The 18,540-nt window shown below is 36.2% G+C and carries 14 protein-coding genes and 1 pseudogene; 4 read left to right on the top strand and 11 right to left on the bottom strand.

What is annotated here, in order from left to right:
* Positions 1–144 precede the first annotated feature (144 nt).
* Together HZF24_RS01440 and HZF24_RS01435 are read left to right on the top strand one after the other, a co-directional pair.
* Positions 145–1,419 (top strand): transcriptional regulator, encoded by a 1,275-nt coding sequence (locus HZF24_RS01440; protein ID WP_179236475.1) that lies wholly within the window; start codon positions 145–147, stop codon positions 1,417–1,419.
* A 96-nt stretch (positions 1,420–1,515) separates the two neighbouring features.
* The gene (locus HZF24_RS01435) at positions 1,516–1,662 is read left to right on the top strand and encodes a hypothetical protein (RefSeq protein WP_179236474.1); all 147 of its coding nucleotides are present in this window, start codon (positions 1,516–1,518) and stop codon (positions 1,660–1,662) included.
* Positions 1,663–2,463: 801 nt separating this feature from the next.
* Here HZF24_RS01435 and glmS read toward each other — a convergent pair.
* The gene (gene glmS / locus HZF24_RS01430; protein ID WP_179236473.1) at positions 2,464–4,254 is read right to left on the bottom strand and encodes a glutamine--fructose-6-phosphate transaminase (isomerizing); all 1,791 of its coding nucleotides are present in this window, start codon (positions 4,252–4,254) and stop codon (positions 2,464–2,466) included.
* A 766-nt stretch (positions 4,255–5,020) separates the two neighbouring features.
* Between glmS and HZF24_RS01425 the strand changes: the two genes are divergently transcribed.
* Positions 5,021–5,245 (top strand): alpha/beta-type small acid-soluble spore protein, encoded by a 225-nt coding sequence (locus HZF24_RS01425; RefSeq protein WP_179236472.1) that lies wholly within the window; start codon positions 5,021–5,023, stop codon positions 5,243–5,245.
* Between the two features lie 158 nt (positions 5,246–5,403).
* Here HZF24_RS01425 and HZF24_RS01420 read toward each other — a convergent pair whose 3' ends face one another.
* From HZF24_RS01420 to argC, 5 genes and pseudogenes are all read right to left on the bottom strand, one after another.
* Entirely contained in the window at positions 5,404–6,429 is a 1,026-nt protein-coding gene (locus tag HZF24_RS01420) for an electron transfer flavoprotein subunit alpha/FixB family protein (protein ID WP_179236471.1), read from the bottom strand.
* Positions 6,430–6,442: 13 nt separating this feature from the next.
* Positions 6,443–7,225, bottom strand: a complete 783-nt coding sequence (locus HZF24_RS01415; RefSeq protein ID WP_179236470.1) for an electron transfer flavoprotein subunit beta/FixA family protein — start codon at positions 7,223–7,225, stop codon at positions 6,443–6,445.
* A gap of 12 nt (positions 7,226–7,237) precedes the next feature.
* Complete coding sequence (locus HZF24_RS01410) at positions 7,238–8,374, bottom strand: acyl-CoA dehydrogenase (protein ID WP_179236469.1); 1,137 nt, start codon at positions 8,372–8,374, stop codon at positions 7,238–7,240.
* Positions 8,375–8,502: 128 nt separating this feature from the next.
* On the bottom strand, positions 8,503–9,276 hold the full coding sequence (locus tag HZF24_RS01405) for a short-chain-enoyl-CoA hydratase (protein WP_179236468.1): 774 nt from the start codon (positions 9,274–9,276) through the stop codon (positions 8,503–8,505).
* Positions 9,277–9,394: 118 nt separating this feature from the next.
* Positions 9,395–9,640, bottom strand: a pseudogene (gene argC / locus HZF24_RS01400) (N-acetyl-gamma-glutamyl-phosphate reductase); the annotation flags it as partial.
* Positions 9,641–10,093: 453 nt separating this feature from the next.
* Here argC and HZF24_RS18860 point away from each other — a divergent pair.
* Positions 10,094–10,183: a putative holin-like toxin gene (locus HZF24_RS18860; protein ID WP_246345904.1), complete on the top strand. Its 90-nt coding sequence runs from the start codon at positions 10,094–10,096 to the stop codon at positions 10,181–10,183.
* A 208-nt stretch (positions 10,184–10,391) separates the two neighbouring features.
* Here HZF24_RS18860 and HZF24_RS01395 read toward each other — a convergent pair whose 3' ends face one another.
* The 5 genes from HZF24_RS01395 to HZF24_RS01375 form a co-directional block, all read right to left on the bottom strand.
* Complete coding sequence (locus HZF24_RS01395; RefSeq protein WP_179236466.1) at positions 10,392–11,024, bottom strand: HAD-IA family hydrolase; 633 nt, start codon at positions 11,022–11,024, stop codon at positions 10,392–10,394.
* A 13-nt stretch (positions 11,025–11,037) separates the two neighbouring features.
* A complete protein-coding gene (locus HZF24_RS01390) occupies positions 11,038–13,335 on the bottom strand; it encodes a Tex family protein (RefSeq protein ID WP_179236465.1) in 2,298 nt (765 codons plus the stop codon).
* A gap of 82 nt (positions 13,336–13,417) precedes the next feature.
* Positions 13,418–14,528, bottom strand: a protein-coding gene (gene prfB / locus HZF24_RS01385; RefSeq protein ID WP_246345903.1) for a peptide chain release factor 2 whose coding sequence is annotated in 2 segments (ribosomal slippage) — positions 13,418–14,452 and positions 14,454–14,528 — 1,110 coding nt in all. Because the reading frame shifts where the segments join, the coding sequence is not laid out codon by codon here.
* A 14-nt stretch (positions 14,529–14,542) separates the two neighbouring features.
* Positions 14,543–17,296, bottom strand: a complete 2,754-nt coding sequence (secA, locus tag HZF24_RS01380) for a preprotein translocase subunit SecA (protein ID WP_179236463.1) — start codon at positions 17,294–17,296, stop codon at positions 14,543–14,545.
* Positions 17,297–17,318: 22 nt separating this feature from the next.
* Positions 17,319–18,536: a BaiN/RdsA family NAD(P)/FAD-dependent oxidoreductase gene (locus HZF24_RS01375; RefSeq protein WP_179236462.1), complete on the bottom strand. Its 1,218-nt coding sequence runs from the start codon at positions 18,534–18,536 to the stop codon at positions 17,319–17,321.
* Positions 18,537–18,540: the final 4 nt, after the last annotated feature.

The raw sequence follows: 18,540 nt of genomic DNA, 5'->3' as shown, positions 1-18,540 counted from the left end.
CCATTCAGATTAATTATCTATACTTTTAATGTACACAAGAGTTTAAATTTTTCTTTTTAACAAAAATTTTTGACTAAAAAATAAATTATGATATAATTTAAGAATGTATGTTATTACCTAAACTTTTTAGGAGAGATGAATGCGATGGAATTTTTAACCCCTGGTGAAAGAATTAAAAAAACGAGAAAAATGTTAAAGATGAAACAACTTGATTTGCAAGGCGAAAAAATTAGAAGAAACTATGTAAGTATGTTAGAAACCGGAGAACGCGGATTAACTAAGGATACTGCAAATTATTTAGCCGAAAAGTTCAATAATAAGGCTTATGAATTGGGAATCAATTTAAATATTGATAGTTCCTATTTACTTATGTCCCCTAAAGATGAAGCTCTTAAATACTGTATGGATGCGTTAAATAGTGATATTACTATAGAGCTAATTAATAGCGTTATTGAGATTTCTCATAATTATGATTTAAGTGACATAGAAGGGGAAGCTCTTCTTAAAAAAGGAAACATATATTACGATGAAAGAAAATATTCTCAAGCAGTATTTAACTATATAGATTCTTTAAGTAAATATAGTGAAATTGAAAATAATAAATTTGATGCTTACTTATTTAACAAATTGGGTCTTTGCAAATTAAACGAATTATTTTTTGCAGAAGCGTTGCTCTTTTTTAATAAAGCATATTTTTTGTCCAAAATAAATAATGATTTATATACACAAAAACATTCTGTTTACAATATTTCTTTATGCCAAAGAAAACTTCATGAGTTTGATGAGTCTATTGAATATGCTGATAAATATTTGTTTTTATGCGAGAAAAGCACTGATTTTATAAACTATGTATATGCTAATATAGTTAAAGCTAATTGCTACCGCGATTTAAAAAAATTTGAAGATGCAGAAATAATATATCTTTCTCTTTTAGGAGAATTTAGCAGTTCAAGAGAACCTACGTTAGCTTATGTCTATAATAATTTAGGCTTATTATATGCTGATGTCGAAGAATACGATAAAGCGATAGAGTACCTTGAGCTTTCTCAAAAGATCAGAACTGAAGTAGATATTGCAAATTTAGACTCATCACTTATAAGTAAAGCAGGCATACTAATAAAACTTGGAAGATATAACGAAGCATTGATACTAATCAATTTGGGCATTGATCTCGCTAATAAGTACAGCAATATTGAATATGTGCTAAAAGGCTATTACATGCTTATTGATATATACTCTGAAACTGGAACAATAGCCGAACTAGAGACCGCTTACATTAAGACGCTCAAAATTGCAGAAGAAAAAAGTGACTATAAAGCAATATTAGATATTTATAATAAATTGTGTCTTATGTATTTAAACAACGATATGACAGATAAAGCTATAGAATTTTTAAATAGTCACCTAATACACAAATAATTTGATACATTTCCAAGAAAATATCTTGTTTTTTTAACTCAAGTATGTTATCATTTACATGTGATGCAAAAAATACATAAAAGGATGATATGAATTATGAAAATGCACTTAAAAGAACTAATTATTGGATCATTATTAACCATTCTTTTGATTGGTACAATTATTACTAATCCGCCAACACCTAATCCATGTAATGACCCACCGGGAACAGGCAGCACCATTATTTTAGTTCATCATGCTTAATAACAAAATACACTGTAGTAACTCTTCAGTGTATTTTTTGTTATTATTTTCGATACTGCCACTTCGACAGACTTATCATTTGGTATTTTGTAAGCACATAATAGGGCGGTTACAATCTGAAAAACGATATATTCCAATTTTTGTCAAAACTATTACACGCAACTTATTGTTCACTCCCACAAACTCATTCAAAATTATACCCCCAACTTCTTGAAATTCATTTCCCACCTTCTCCCAATGGAAAGAAGGTCATTCAGAAAAACACCCTTTCCTTTTTTCTCTTTATCCCTTTTTCCAAGAAAAAAATGAAAAAAGTCGTTCAGAAAGTAGAATTTATGGATTATAATTTAGGATTTTTCTGTTTAATTTTTTTATCCCTTTCCCCCAATCTTTTTCCCCTATCATTAACCCTAATCTTTTGACTTTTCAATCCCTTTTCTCAATATTTTTCTTTTCCTTTTTCTATATTTCTTAATTATTAATCAACATTTTTTTCTTTTTTTTTTTATGTTTCCTATCAATAAAAAAGAGAAAAAATCAAGATTAATAGTTCCAATTTTTTCTCGTGGGTTATGAATAACTTTATTTTTATCGGGATAAACTTTATTTTCAGTTGAATGACTTTGGTTTTAAGAAACACTTATATTATATAAACGGGAATCAGTTAGAGTTATTAAAGTGCACACCGAAAACTAAATATTAATTTTAATTTTTTGTGTGCACTATTATATGAATAATCATTCATTTCTCAGTTTATAACTTTATAGCGGAACTACCCCTATTACTATCAGTTTTTATCCCTTATTCCACTGTAACCGACTTTGCAAGATTACGCGGTTTATCGATATCACAGCCTTTAAGCAGTGCTGCATAATAAGCAAGATATTGAGCCGGTATTATGGTTGCCAGAGGTGACAGCAGTTCGTTCGCGTCGTCAATGATTATCTGGTCTGTTTCCTGGCTGATTTTGCGCATTGATATAACCATAGTGGCAGCACCTCTTGCCTTTACTTCCTTGATGTTGCTTCTTGTATTTAAATTGATGTTTTCCTGGGTAATAACCGCTATAACGGGAGTACCTTTTTCTATTAAGGCAATTGTTCCGTGCTTTAATTCTCCCGCTGCAAAGCCCTCAGTCTGGATGTAGGAAATTTCTTTCAGCTTAAGGGATGCTTCCAGGCATAAGAAGTAATCCATACTTCTTCCTATATAGAAGCAGTTCCTTGAATTTACTAAGTATTTATTAGCAAGCTCTTTATATTTTTCCTTATCATCACAGAGGGTTTCCATTATATAAGCAATCTTGCTTAACTCTTTGAATATATTAATATTTTTGTTGTTGTTTACCAAAGCAGCAAGTATCGATAATACCGTTATTTGTGCAGTGTATGCCTTTGTTGAAGCAACTGCTATTTCAGGACCTGCATGCAGAAGCAGCGTGTTATCTGCTTCTCTTGATAAGGTTGAGCCTTTTACATTGGTTAATGTAAGGGTTCTATGGCCCATTTCCTTAACCTTTACAAGTACTGCCCTGCAGTCTGCCGTTTCTCCGCTTTGTGATATAAACATGAACAGCGGTTTTTTCGTCAATAGAGGCATATTATATATAAATTCACTTGCTATAATTACCTCAGTAGGTTTTCCGGATATTTTTTCAAAGAATTGCTTTCCTATAAGTCCCGCATGGTAGCTTGTGCCGCAGGCAATTATATATAATTTATCACAGCCTCGAACTTCTTGGACAATTCCCGGATCCATGAACATATTTCCGTCCTCATCGGAGTATTCCGACATAATTTTTCTTACTACAAAGGGCTGTTCTTCAATTTCTTTCATCATGTAATGAGGATACGTTCCCTTTTCAATATCGGATGCATCTATATCGGCTTTATATGGTTCTCTCACAACCTTATTTCCGTAAATAGAATAAATATCTATACTATCCTTTGTTATTACGAGAAATTCCTTATCCTCTATTTCATAAAATGAATTCGTGTAATTAATCATTGCCATTGCATCGCTGCCAAGCATATTAAATCCACTGCCCCTGCCTGCAAGTAGTGGTGTTTTGTTTTTTGCGGCATACAAGGTATTCATATCTTCATTATCAAGAATCGCAAGAGCATATGAACCTTTTAACTCACTCATAGTGTGTCTTATGGCAAGAGGTACTTCTTCTCCGTCATTTACAAATTTTTCGATGAGCTGTACTATAACCTCTGTATCGGTATCGCTTGTAAATACTGTTCCATTTAAATATTTCTGTCTTAATTCATCTTCATTTTCTATGATACCATTGTGTACCAAGGTGAACCTTTTTGAACTGCTCTGATGAGGATGAGAGTTAATATGGTTCGGAGCACCATGAGTTGCCCATCTTGTATGACCGATACCTAAGTTTCCTGTTATGCTTTTATCTATGCTTTGCCTCAGTTCGTTGATTCTTCCTTTTTCTTTGATTACATTTACGACATTGTTGTTAGCTATGGCAATTCCTGCAGAATCATAGCCCCTGTATTCTAATTTTTCTAAACCGCCTAAAATTATCTCTTTTACGTCTTCAAATCCTATATATCCGACTATTCCACACATATTTCTTCTCCAATCTAATTTTTTTACACAATAAAAAACAGCACTTGAAATTTAATTTTTTTAATCTTTCAAGAAAAACAATTATATGATGACACAAAAACAATGAGATCCTTCACCACGTTCAGGATGACAGTACCGTATGATATTACAATAAAAATGAAATTTCTTCACTGCGTTCAGGATGATAATGATGATATGATTGGGGAATAATATAGAATAATATTATTTTAGTAAGATGTTTAAGCTATTGGTTTTCCTCTGTCGCATCCGTCGCCGGATGTATTTATAAAAACCATATCGATGAAGCTGCACCGCAGAGCGTCCGCCGAATTTTCGATAACTCTGTCCTCGTCAACTTATTAAGTTCTGGCGCTATAATAGTTTTCTTGAACTTCCCCTATTTTACCTCCTTCCTTTTATAATAATAATCTGTTTTTATGAAATCATATTATTAAGTTATGAATTTTTTTTAAATTCGTTACTTGTTTTATATTTTAACACAAATTAAGAATTTAGTATATATCTTTTTTAATTTTGTATACATGGCAAATCTTAACCTTTAGTTGAATTATTTGCCATGTATTATAAAGAAAACGCGGTTAATAATAATGTTAGAAAGTTAATCATTATAACTTTCAAAATTTAATCTTGTAAATTGAATTGACCTGTAGTTTACATATTCGTACACAGGTTGATTGGGCCCAAGGTGTATACATGATTAAATTAAATGACAAAATAATATTTATCTCAAGAAAGGAGAAACAAAATGGCATCAAACAATAGTGGAAGCAACAACATCGTTGTTCCGGAAGCAAAACAGGCATTGAATCAGATGAAGACAGAAATAGCTAACGAATTAGGATTAACAAACTATGAGCAAGTTGATAAAGGAAACCTTACAGCTAGACAAAATGGTTATGTAGGTGGATACATGACTAAGAGATTAGTTGAAATGGCTCAAAGACAAATGAGCGGCGGCGGAATGAAATAAGGCCAATATAAATGTAAATCGGTGAATAGCTCAGCTATTCACCGATTTTATGTTTGATTGTGTCATTCCAAACGTTAGTGAGGAATCTCATCTTTTGTCGTACAAGATCCTTCGCTTTCGCTCAGGATAAGCGACTGACACCAAATCATAGATTTGGGTCATCTGCTTACTTTTTCTTTTTTGAGTTCTTCTATTAAAAGAGGAACTACCTTGAATATATCGCCTACTATTCCTACATCGGCAACATCAAATATAGGAGCTGTTTCATCCTTGTTGATTGCAATGATGAACTCGGATTCTTCCATACCTGCCAAGTGCTGGATTGCTCCGGATATACCGCATGCAATGTACAGATTTGGTCTTACTGTCTTTCCTGTCTGTCCAACCTGTCTGTCCTTTGGAACCCAGCCTGCATCAACTGCCGCTCTTGAAGCGGAAATTGTTCCGCCCAGTAAATCAGCCAGTTCTTCAAGAACCGCATAATTTTCTGATCCGTGCATTCCTCTGCCGCCTGATACCAATATCTTTGCATCTTCTATATTCATTCTTTGCTGAATTATTTTCGTTACTTCCAATATTTCAACATTTTTGCATTCCTTTGGTATGTTGATTTTGTATTCTTCAACATTTACAGGATTTACTTCCGAATATTTAGCTGCCTGCATAACTCCCGGTCTTACGGTAGCCATCTGTGGCCTGTGGTTCGGGCATGCAATTGTAGCCATTATGTTACCGCCGAATGCGGGTCTGGTCATCATAAGATTTAATTTTTCGGGCTCATCGCTGTCAGGCTCTATTGTCAAGCCTGTACAGTCTGCTGTCAAGCCTGTATGAACTCTTGCAGATACTCTCGGGGCTAAATCTCTTCCGATTGCTGTTGCACCGAACAGCATAATTTCAGGCTTCTTATCTATTACGATTTGATTGAGAGCATATACGTATGGTTCAGTCATATATACGTCAAGCATTTCATCATTTACATATATTACATTGTCAGCACCGCAGTAGCACAATCTTTTAGCTTCGTCTTCCATGTCTGTTCCCAAGAGAACTGCCGTTACTGTGGTTTGTAATTCTTTTGCTAATTCCTTGCCCTTGCCTATCAATTCGATGGCAACTTTTTGTACCTTGCGGTCTCTTTGCTCCGCAAATACAAATACACCTTTATATTCTGTATTATTCATTGTCCGCCTCCTACTAAATAATAAACTTTTCTTTCATTTTATCAACTATCAATTCAGCCGATTCCTGTGGTTCAAGATTAAATAGCTTACCTGCGGATTTTGCACCCTTGGTAAATGACTTCTTAACCTTTGTAGGAGAACCCTTAAGTCCGATGTTACTTGTATCCACGGTTAAATCATTCAATGTCCATACTGCTACTTTCTTTTCTCTGAAAGCATCGAATATTCCGCCCGGAGTCATATATCGAGGATCGTTAAGTTCTGTCAATGCTGTTATCAACACAGGCAGCTTTGCCTTGATTAAATGATGTCTGTCCTCATATTGTCTCTTTACTATTATAGAATCGCCTTCTATTTTTATATCTTCTGCATAGCTGATGTTTGGCAGCTTCAGATGCTCTGCAATCTGCGGACCAACCTGAGCTGTGTCACCGTCTATCGCCTGTCTTCCCGTAATTATTAAATCGTATTTCAGATTATTTATTGCTGCAGCCAATGTAGTTGAGGTTGCCCATGTATCTGCACCGCCGAAAGCTCTGTCTGTTACAAGTACCGCTTCGTCTGCTCCCATAGCCAATGCTTCTCGGAGTGCTGCATCTGCCTGAGGCGGTCCCATGGACACAACTGTTACGTGTGCTCCGATTTCATCCTTCAATCTCAATGCTGCTTCTAAACCTGCTTTATCGTCAGGATTAATAATGCTTGGAACACCATCTCTTATAAGTGTGTTTGTCTTTGGGTCCAATCTTACTTCTGTTGTATCCGGCACTTGTTTAATGCATACTACTATATTCACTTTACTACCTCCCTACTTTAACATGCCTGCACTGATAACCATTCTTTGAACCTCTGAGGTTCCTTCGTAGATTTCAGTTATTTTAGCATCTCTCATCATTCTTTCAACAGGATAATCTCTTGTGTATCCGTATCCGCCGTGCAGCTGAACAGCCTTCGTTGTAACATCCATTGCTGTCTGAGAAGCAAACAATTTAGCCATAGCTGCATCCACTCCGTATGGCTGTCCCGCATCCTTACTCAAAGCAGCTCTGTAAACCAATAATCTTGCTGCATCAACTGCAGTCTGCATTTCCGCTAACTGGAATTGAGTGTTCTGGAATTTAGAAATAGTTCTTCCGAACTGTTTTCTTTCCTGTACATATTTGACAGTCTGATCAATAGCACCCTGTGCAATTCCAAGAGCCTGAGCAGCAATACCTATTCTGCCGCCGTCAAGAGTTTTCATGGCTATTTTAAAGCCCTGACCTTCCTTGCCTATCAGATTTTCTTTTGGTACTATACAGTCTTCAAATATCAACTCACATGTAGCTGAACCTCTGATACCCATTTTTAATTCTTTCTTTCCTATTGAAAATCCCGGGAAGTCTTTTTCAACTATAAAAGCAGATATACCTTTTGTGCCTACTGATTTGTCGGTCATTGCCATTACTATATAAACATCCGAATAGGATCCGTTTGTTATAAATATTTTACTTCCGTTCAATACATAGTGATCTCCGTTTAAAACAGCCTTTGTTTGTTGTCCCGCAGCATCCGTACCTGCTCCTGCCTCGGTTAAACCAAAAGCTCCTATTGAATTTGTACAAATCATAGGTAAATATTTTTTCTTTTGTTCCTCTGATCCAAATTCATAGATAGGTGATCCGCACAATGATGTATGCGCAGAAAGTATAACTCCTGTAGTACCGCAAACCTTTGATAATTCTTCTACTGCCATGATATAGGTAAAAATATCACAGCCTTGTCCACCGTATTCCTTTGGAAACGGAATGCCCATAAAACCGTATTTTTGCATCTTTTCAACTGTCTCAAGCGGAAATCTTTCCTCTTCGTCAATTTCCTGAGCTAACGGTTCTACCTCGTTGACAGCGAATTCTCTAAAAAGCTGCCTTGCCATTTCATGTTCCTTACTTAATTGAAAATTCATTATTTCACTCCCTTAAATTTTTTGTCCTTCTACCCTTGTTTGTTACTTTTTTAACCTTGCGTGTCAAAAAAAAAGTTACACAAACAAATAGATTATACTAAATTGTATATAAAATATCAAGTTATATATTATTTAAATTCCGGTTTTCTTTTCTCCAAAAATGCAATCATGCCTTCTCTTTGATCTTCGGAAGCAAAGCATAACCCAAATATATTGGATTCATAAGCAATCCCTGTATCTATATCAGTTTCAATACCTCTGTTCACAGCTTCTTTTGCATATCTTACTGCAACGCCTGAGTTTGATACAATTTTTTCAGCCATCTTATAGGTTTCTTCCATCAGGCTGTCCTTGTCTGTAATTTTATTAACAAGTCCTATTCTGTACGCTTCATCTGCATTTATATGCAACCCCGTAAACATGAGTTCCTTTGCTCTGCCTAAACCAACCAATCTTGCTAATCTTTGTGTTCCTGAGAATCCCGGTATAATTCCGAGCCCTACCTCCGGCTGCCCGAATTTAGCCTTTTCAGAAGCAATCCTGATATCGCAGGCCATAGCCAGCTCACATCCTCCGCCTAATGCAAAACCGTTTACTGCTGCAATTACTACCTTGTTCATTGTTTCAATTTTTCTGAACAATCTTGAGCCGGCTTCTGAAAATTTCTTTGCCTCTGAAGGGCTCAGGTTACTCATGTAAGAAATATCGGCTCCGGCAACAAATGCCTTTCCTTCTCCGGTTAAAACTACAACCGAAACCTCATCGTCATTACTAATTTGGTCAAATGCATATTCAAGCTCATCGAGCATGATAACATTTAACGAATTAAGTGTCTGAGGGCTGTTTAATTTAACCGTGCATATTCCTTTGTCTTTTTCAATAACTAAATTTTTTACCTCCATAAAAAACACCCTTTCTTAAATTTTTTGCAATTTAATTATACCATGTAGTATACCATGAACAAGTCTCAAAAACATATATAATTGATTAAAATTTGTTAACAACTTAACGTTACGCAGCTTAAATACAAGCCGGAACATAATTAATTGCCATGTTTTGAGGAAAACCATTCATTATATTCAAATTTTGTACAGCCTGTCCCGCTGCTCCCTTTATTAAATTATCAATTGCGGCAAATACGATTAATGAATTGTCCTGCTCATCCACCTCAAAATTTATGTGACACATGTTTGAGTTTCTGACCCATTTTGTCTCCACATACATGCCGGGATCCAATATTTGAACAAACGGCTTGCCATTATAATATTTTTGATATAAGACTTCTTATTGCTCGCAACATTTTCCGCTCTTTTGAAAAACCTCGTCCGAGACAGCTTGTCTATAAATATTTTTAAGAATATAGCTGTAAAAAATAAGCTGAAAGCAAAGTATTGTATCATAGAAATATTTCCTCCGAAATGTATGAAGCTGATACCATTATATCATTGTTATGAGGAAAATAAAAGCTGTCCCTTAATAAATTACCTGCTTAAAGCTCCTTAAATATAAAAAATTTTGAGCATATATTAAATAATTAATAGGCTTATTATGAAAGATATGGTCAGAAAGATAAGAAATAAATCAAGGGACGTTACGCATTATACGGTCAAAATTTAAAATATTGGAAAAACTTGGAACTTCCACGTGATTGTGATATAATATTTTATAGGAATTGCCATAACGGATAGGTGGTTGGGTTCCCGAAGAGGGAAGTGTAATATGGTTACATATGAAGCTCTGTTATGTATGTTTACATTCGGAACTTTAATAGTATCAATTATCGCCTTGTCTAAAGACAAGCTTAAGTAGTTTTTATACATAAAAGGGAAACCTGGGGTATAAAAAAATAACCGCCTTATATAGTTTCCAGACTATGCGGTTATTTTTAACCAAATACATGGGATCTGACCGTTTATTCGGCAGTTCCTTTTATTTATCATTATTTTATCATGTATTATTACAAAGGTCAAGTTAATTTCCATTTTTTAGCCCACAGCCGCAAGAACCGTCCCCGTAATTACACTATTTCTTTTATATCTATCATTTTATCCAGAACATATTTTACATTATATTGATTTTTAAGCTCTTCCGATAATTTATGCCATCCGCACAACACCGGGATTACATTGGAGTTTATGGCGCATTCCATATCAAATCTTGAATCACCCACATACAATGTATTTTCTTTTTTGCTGTTTAAAAGCTCCATTGTTTTAATCAGCGGTTCTTTATCAGGCTTATGTTTTTCTACATCGTCTGCAGTGATGATTACATCAAAATATTTTTTTATATTTAAATTGTCAACAGCCGCCAGGGTTGAATTTCTCAGCCTTGAAGTAGCAATTCCCATCTTTATATTTTTGCCCTTTAAATAATCTAAAGCTTCTTTAACGGTTTTGTAGAGACTTACCTCATCATTGAATCTTTCTACCTGGTATTCTCTGTAGCAGGCAATAACATCCTCAAAGCTATGCTCGGAAAAATCTCTTTGCAATGTTAAGGCAAGAGGCTCTCCGAACGTACTCATTACGTAATCTTCATCAAAGCCATCTTTGCCGAATACCGTATATATGTGTTTATATGAATTAATAACCACCTGACTCGTATCTGCAAGCGTACCGTCAAAGTCAAATATTACCGTATCAATCATCTGTATCTCCTGCTTATCTTTTTGTTTTCATGCCATTTGTTTTCATGCTGAGACCTATTCTTTGTCTTTCCTTATCAAGTTTAATGATTGTAACATCTACTACGTCTCCTACCTGTACAACTTCCATAGGATTCTTAATAAATCTATCACTCATTTCCGAAAGATGAACAAGTCCGTCCTGTTTTACTCCTATGTCCACAAAAGCACCGAAGTCAACCACGTTTCTTACTGTTCCCTTCAGCTTCATACCTACTTCCATGTCTTCAAACTTCACGACATCACTTCTCAAAATCACCTTAGGCATTTCGTCTCTAGGATCTCTGCCCGGTTTTTTAAGCTCTTCAATTATGTCCGTAAGTGTGGGAACCCCGATGTTCAGTTCTTCTGCCAACACCTTTATTCTTTCTTTTATTTTTTCTCTTGCAGGCTTTTTTTCTTCCTTAAAGTTAATTTGAGAAAGTGCCTCAAGTCCCTTTAACCTGTTTTTACCTGAAGACATTTGAACCTTTTTTTCTTCCTTAACTTTAATTTTCATTATTCTTTCATTTATATCATTTAAGTTAGTATTTTTTAAATCATTTATATCGTATCCTAATTTATTTAATAAGCTCACCGCTATTTCATAGGATTCAGGATGGACAGCGGTCTTATCAAGCAGATAATCTCCGTCGGAAATTCTTAAAAAGCCGGCACATTGCTCGAATGCTTTGTCTCCAAGCATCTTAACCTTCATAAGCTCGTTTCTGTTTGTAAATTTACCGTTGTCTTCTCTGTATTTAACCATATTTTTAGCAATTGTCTTTGTTATGCCGGATACATATTGCAACAGTGCTGTTGAGGCAGTATTTAAATCAACTCCAACGCTGTTTACACAGTCCTCTACAACCCCGTCAAGCTCCTGACTCAGCTTTGTCTGGTTAACATCATGCTGATATTGACCGACACCTATACTCTTCGGATCTATTTTAACTAATTCAGCTAACGGATCCTGCAACCTTCTGCCTATTGATATAGCGCCTCTTACGGTTACATCCAGGTCAGGATATTCTTCCTGAGCCAATTTTGACGCAGAGTATACGGAAGCCCCTGCTTCTGAAACTATGGTGTACGTAACATCTTTATCAATTTTAGACAGCATATCCGCAACAACCTGCTCAGTTTCTCTTGAAGCAGTACCATTTCCTATAGTTATTACATTAATGTCATATTTATTTATTAATGCTGACATTACCTTTTGAGATTTTTCTACTTCATTTCTTGGTTCACTTGGATAAATAACCGCATCCTCTAAAAATTTACCTGTTCCATCTAATACAGCTAACTTGCATCCTGTTCTGTAGCCGGGGTCTACGGCAAGTATTCTTACATCCTTAACAGGCGGAACCATCAACAGGTTTTTAGTATTTTTTCCGAATACCTTAATTGCCTCATCTTCCGCTCTTTCGGTCAAAATATTCCTTACTTCTCTGTCTATGGAAGGAGCTATCAATCTTTTATAGCCGTCTTCAATTGCAGCACAATAATAATCAGCAGTTATTGCCGATTCATTCTTTATTTCTTTTGATTTTAAATAATTAACTATTTTTTCATCAGGGGTATTCAGCTTGACTTTAAGTTTCTTTTCCTTCTCGCCTCTGTTTATGGCAAGTATTCTGTGATTTGCTATTTTATTTACTGCTTCTTCAAATTTATAGTACATTTCATAAACAGTTTTTTCTTCTTCGTCTGCTGCCTCAGAAGTAATTATACCGTCAGCTATGTAAATTTCTCTTATATGCTTTCTGTAATCTGCGTTGTCAGAAACCATTTCTGCTATTATGTCGCAAGCTCCTTCATAGGCTTCCTTAATGTTTTTTACACCCTTTTCTTCATCTACGAAAGGCAGTGCAAGCTCTTCCAGACTTCCTTCCGTTATGTTTTGTGCCAAGATGATGTCCGCAAGAGGTTCCAGTCCCTTCTCTTTGGCCTTAGAAGCTCGCGTGGACTTTTTCTGTTTGTACGGTCTGTACAAATCTTCTACGCGCTGCATAACATCTGCGCTTAAAATTTCGTTCTTTAATTCATCCGTAAGCTTTCCCTGCTCTTCTATTAATCGGATAACTTCTTCCTTACGGCTTTCAAGATTTCTTAAGTATGTTAATCTTTCGTATAAATCTCTCAATACCACATCGTCTAACGAACCTGTTTGCTCTTTACGATAACGGGCTATAAAAGGAATTGTATTTCCTTCATCAATAAGATTAACCGTGTTTTCCACCTGGAAAGGCTTAATATTAAATTCTTCACATAAAATTTTTAAAATATCTACCATTTATCTCTCCCTTTCAACAATAGCAGAACAATTACCGAACGATAGCACAACAATTGTTCTGCTATGTTGTGCCATTGTTCTCCTATCGTTCTAATGATTTCATCTTTAAATATTCATTCATAAACATATCTAAACTGCCGTCCATTACGGCTTGAACATTGCCGGTTTCCGCATTGGTACGATGATCCTTTACCATGCTGTATGGATGAAATACATATGACCTTATTTGGCTTCCCCATGCAATTTGATTATATTTACCCTGAATATCCTCGATTTTTTCCTTGTTTTCTAATTGCTTAATTTCCAACAGCTTTGATTTAAGCATCTTCAATGCCGTTTCTCTGTTGCTGTGCTGAGACCTTTGATTCTGACATGATACAACTACACCTGTCGGTATATGGGTGATACGAATTGCCGAATCAGTGGTATTGACATGTTGTCCTCCCGCACCGCTGGAACGGTAGGTATCTACGCGTATATCCGATTCATTTATTTCTATATCCACATCGTCTTCTATCTCAGGTGTAACATCAATGGATGCAAAGGAGGTATGCCTTTTTTTTGCAGCATCGAAAGGTGAAATCCTCACTAATCGATGAACTCCCTTTTCGGACTTCAAATATCCGTAAGCATTTTCGCCTTCAACTAACAAAGTAACGCTTTTAATTCCTGCCTCAGTATCAGGAAGTATATCTAATACAGTCATATTGTAGCCGTGAGCTTCAATCCACCTTGTGTACATACGATACAGCATATCCGCCCAGTCCTGAGCTTCCGTTCCTCCCGCACCGGCATGAATGGATAATATTGCATTGTTTTTATCAAATTCGTTACTCAGCAGGGCAACAATACGGGCATTATCAAGAAGCTCAGATACATCACTTATAGTTTCATTAAGCTCATCCAGATGACTTTCATCATTTTCCTCTATAATCATGTCGGCGAAAATTTCTAAATCTTCAACCTGTTGCTTTAAATTTTTGTATTCGTTTATTCTGTTTGTATTTTGCTTTAATTTTTGTGAAACTTTTTGAGCCCTTTCCTGATTGTTCCAAAAATCCGGCTCCTGCATTTCAGATTCTAACAGTATGTTTTCTTCCTCTAACTTGGAGAGGTCAAAGGGAACCACCAACCTCAACTAAAATGTTATTAAACTTCTTTAAATTTTCTTTAATTTCGTATAAATCTATCAAGTAATCACCCTCTCCTATTGATCTTGTCCGCAGCACTTTTTATATTTCTTACCGCTTCCGCACGGGCATGGATCATTTCTGCCCACTCTTTTTTCTTTATTTACTACCGGCTGAGGCTTGCCGCCTAAATCGCCGCCGCTTGTTCCCGTGATTTTAGCAACCTCTTTACGCTGCATTTTTTCCTGAGGTCTTACACGCATCAACATTTTAATTGTATCCTCTTGAATAGATGCCGTCATTTCCTCAAACATATCATATCCTTCAACCTGGTATGCTCTGACCGGATCCTCGTTTCCTATAGCACGAAGTCCGATACCCTGCCTTAACTGATCCATGGCATCAATGTGGTCAATCCATTTCGTGTCAACGCTTCTTAAAAGAACTATTCTCTCCACTTCTCTGAATACATCTTCTCCGAATTCCTCTTCTTGTCTCTTATAGTGTCTTTCTACTGCACTTTGTGCTCTTTCCTTTAATTTTTCCCTTGTTAGATTTTCCTTGTCCTCACCTTCAAAGCTTATCAATACCGAGAAGGTTTCAGCTATATATTTAGAGTATCCCTGAATGTCCCAGTTGTCCGTAAACCTTTCGTCTGTAGTATACATCTGTACACCCCTGTCTACAAGCTGTTCAATCATACTAAGGATATCTTCTTTAAGATTTTCACCCAACAGAACCTTTCTTCTTTCTGAATAGATAACCTCTCTTTGCTTGTTCATGACATTGTCATATTGAAGGACGTGCTTTCTTATTTCAAAGTTTCTTCCTTCCACTCTGCTTTGTGCAGTCTCGATTGTTCTGGTTAGCATTCCTGCCTCTAACGGCTCATCCTCAGGCATCTTCAGAGTTTCTATTATGGTTTTTACTTTGTCGCCGGCAAACAATCTCATTAAATCATCTTCAAGAGATATATAGAAGCGTGTTGAACCGGGGTCCCCTTGTCTTCCCGCACGACCTCTTAGCTGATTGTCTATACGTCTTGATTCATGACGTTCGGTACCTATTATATGAAGTCCGCCTGCTTCTCTGACCTTATCCTGTTCATCCTTAAGTTCACTTTTTGACTGTTCCAGGTATTCCTTATACGTCTTTCTTGCATTTAATACTTCTTCATCGTCAGTGTCATTAAATCCGTCTGCCTGTGCAATCAATTCATCTGTAAAACCTTTTGATTTCATTTTATGCTTAGCAAGAAACTCCGGATTACCACCAAGTACAATGTCGGTACCTCTACCTGCCATATTCGTTGCAATCGTAACGGCACCGAGACGCCCTGCCTGTGCAACTATTTCTGCTTCTTTCGCATGGTGTTTGGCATTTAATACCTCGTGCTTAACTCCTGCTTTCTTCAAAAGCTTACTTAACAATTCCGACTTTTCTATGGAAATTGTACCTACAAGAATCGGTTGACCTGTTTTATGTTTTTCTATAATTTCGTTTATAACCGCAGTGTATTTCCCTGCCTCACCCTTGTAAATAACATCTTCGTGATCATTTCTTATTACTTCCTTATTTGTTGGTATTTCAATAACATCCACACCATATATTTCTCTGAATTCATCCTCTTCGGTCTTTGCAGTACCGGTCATACCGCAGAGCTTTTTATACATTCTGAAATAGTTCTGGAATGTAATTGTAGCCAATGTTTTAGATTCTTTTCTGACTTCAATTCTTTCTTTTGCCTCGATAGCCTGATGCAATCCGTTGGAATATCTTCTCCCGTACATTATACGTCCGGTAAACTCATCAACAATTAAAACCTCACCGTCATTAACAATGTAGTCAATATCCTTCTTCATCGTATTATGAGCTTTTAATGCCTGATTGATATGGTGCGAAATTTCCATATTTTCCTGTTCAGCTAAATTTTCGATGTTAAAAAATCTTTCTGCATTAGTAATACCTCGGGCAGTCAGAGTAACATTTTTACCTTTTTCATCCACTATGAAATCAACAGTGTCATCCTCTTCCACATCTCCCATTATATAATCCATTTTTGATTTCTTTTCTTCGGGAGATTGTATTTTTCCTTTCAGCGGCAAAACAAAGCTGTTTGCCAGCTCATACAAATCTGTGGATTTTTCTCCTTCTCCTGAAATTATCAAAGGAGTTCTTGCCTCATCTATCAAAATAGAGTCGACTTCGTCTATGATGCAATAATTCAAATCTCTTTGAACCATTTCTTCTTTTCTGATTACCATGTTGTCTCTGAGGTAATCAAAACCAAACTCATTGTTTGTTCCGTAAGTTATATCACACCGATATGACCTTATTCTTTCTTCCTTGGTTATACCATGGACTATACAGCCTACCGATAAACCCAAGAAATTATGAACCTTACCCATCCACTCGCAGTCACGCTTTGCAAGATAGTCGTTTACGGTAACTACGTGGACGCCGTTTCCCTCAAGGGCATTTAAATATACAGGCAATGTGGAAACCAATGTCTTACCTTCACCTGTTCTCATTTCCGAAATTCTTCCTTGATGGAGAACCATACCGCCTATTAACTGTACACGGTAATGCTTTTGTCCTAAAACTCTCCATGCTGCTTCCCTCACAACCGCAAATGCTTCCGGCAATATATCATCCTTTGTTTCACCATTATTCAATCTTTCCCTAAATTCGGAAGTCTTTGCTTTAAGCTGGCTGTCGCTTAATTTAGTCATTTCACTTTCTAATGATAGTATTTTATCAACTGTCGGTTCTAATCTTTTAACTTCCTTTTCACTGTATGAGCCAAAAATTTTCTCTATAAATCTTTTCATATCTATTCCCTTTCTTCAATACTCATATTGAACTGTAATATCCTGCCGTATAACCTGAGCTCCATGCCCATTGCAGATTAAATCCTCCGCAGTCTCCATCAACATCAAGAACTTCTCCGCATATATACAAGCCCTTCACCTTAGTTGATTCAAGAGTAACCGGATTTATCTCCGACACATCTATACCACCTGCAGTCGATTGTGCCTGCTGCCAGGTATTGTGACCCGTCACCTCAAACTTCCACTCTTTTAAAATATCTATAATTTTGTAAATTTCTTTTTTGTTTAATTTCCCGCATCTTTTATTCAAGTCATCGAATCCGGCTTCCATTAATATTACGGGTATCAATTTTTTATTTATAAATCCTACCAGACTTTCTTCAAGGGTTTTATATCCTATGTCCGCAAACCTTGACTGCAATAGTTCATAAAGCTGAAGCTTTGTTTTATCAGGAAACATATCAACCGATATATATACATTGTTTCCTTTATTTATTTCTTCAATTACCTTTCTGCTTATTTGCAGGACGGGCGGTCCCGAAATCCCATAATCGGTAAACAGTATTTCTCCCTCATCTTCCCGTATTAGTTTATTATCCGTTAATCCTTTTACGATTCCGTCAAATCTTATCCCGGATATTCTTTTAAGGTATTTGCTCTTTAATCTGAGTTGAACCAATGCCGGAAACGGCTCAATTATTTTGTGACCGAAGGATTTCGCTATTTCATATCCTTTACCGTCACTTCCCAGCTGCGGAGCTGCCTTACCTCCCGTTGCCAATACTACCTTATCGGCTGAATAGTCTTCATTACCAATAATACTGAATTTGTCTTTACTTTTTCTTAATTCTTTTATTTCACAATCCGTAATCTCTGCAACCTTCAACCTCTTTATTTCATATCTTAAAACGTCCAATATGCTTGATGCCTGCAAGGAGCTGGGATATATTTTGCCGGATTCACCTTCATAGGGATGAATTCCCAAGCTTTCAAAGAATCTGATTGTCTCGTTCAAATCAAAGAATTCCATCGATGCTTTCGCCAGATTAACATTTTTTCCGTGATACCTGTCGATGTTAATATTTAAATTAGTATAATTGCATCTGCCATTACCCGTTGCTAAGATTTTTTTACCGACTCTATTCAATTTTTCGTAAATCGTAACTTCGGCGCCGTTTCTTGCTGCAGCAATTGCCGCAATAAGGCCTGAAGCACCTCCGCCGATAACGGCTATTTTCATGGTA

The organism is Sedimentibacter hydroxybenzoicus DSM 7310 (assembly GCF_013403245.1).
Taxonomy (GTDB): Bacteria; Bacillota; Clostridia; order Tissierellales; family Sedimentibacteraceae; genus Sedimentibacter; species Sedimentibacter hydroxybenzoicus.
This window is presented reverse-complemented; position numbering and strand designations above follow the sequence as displayed.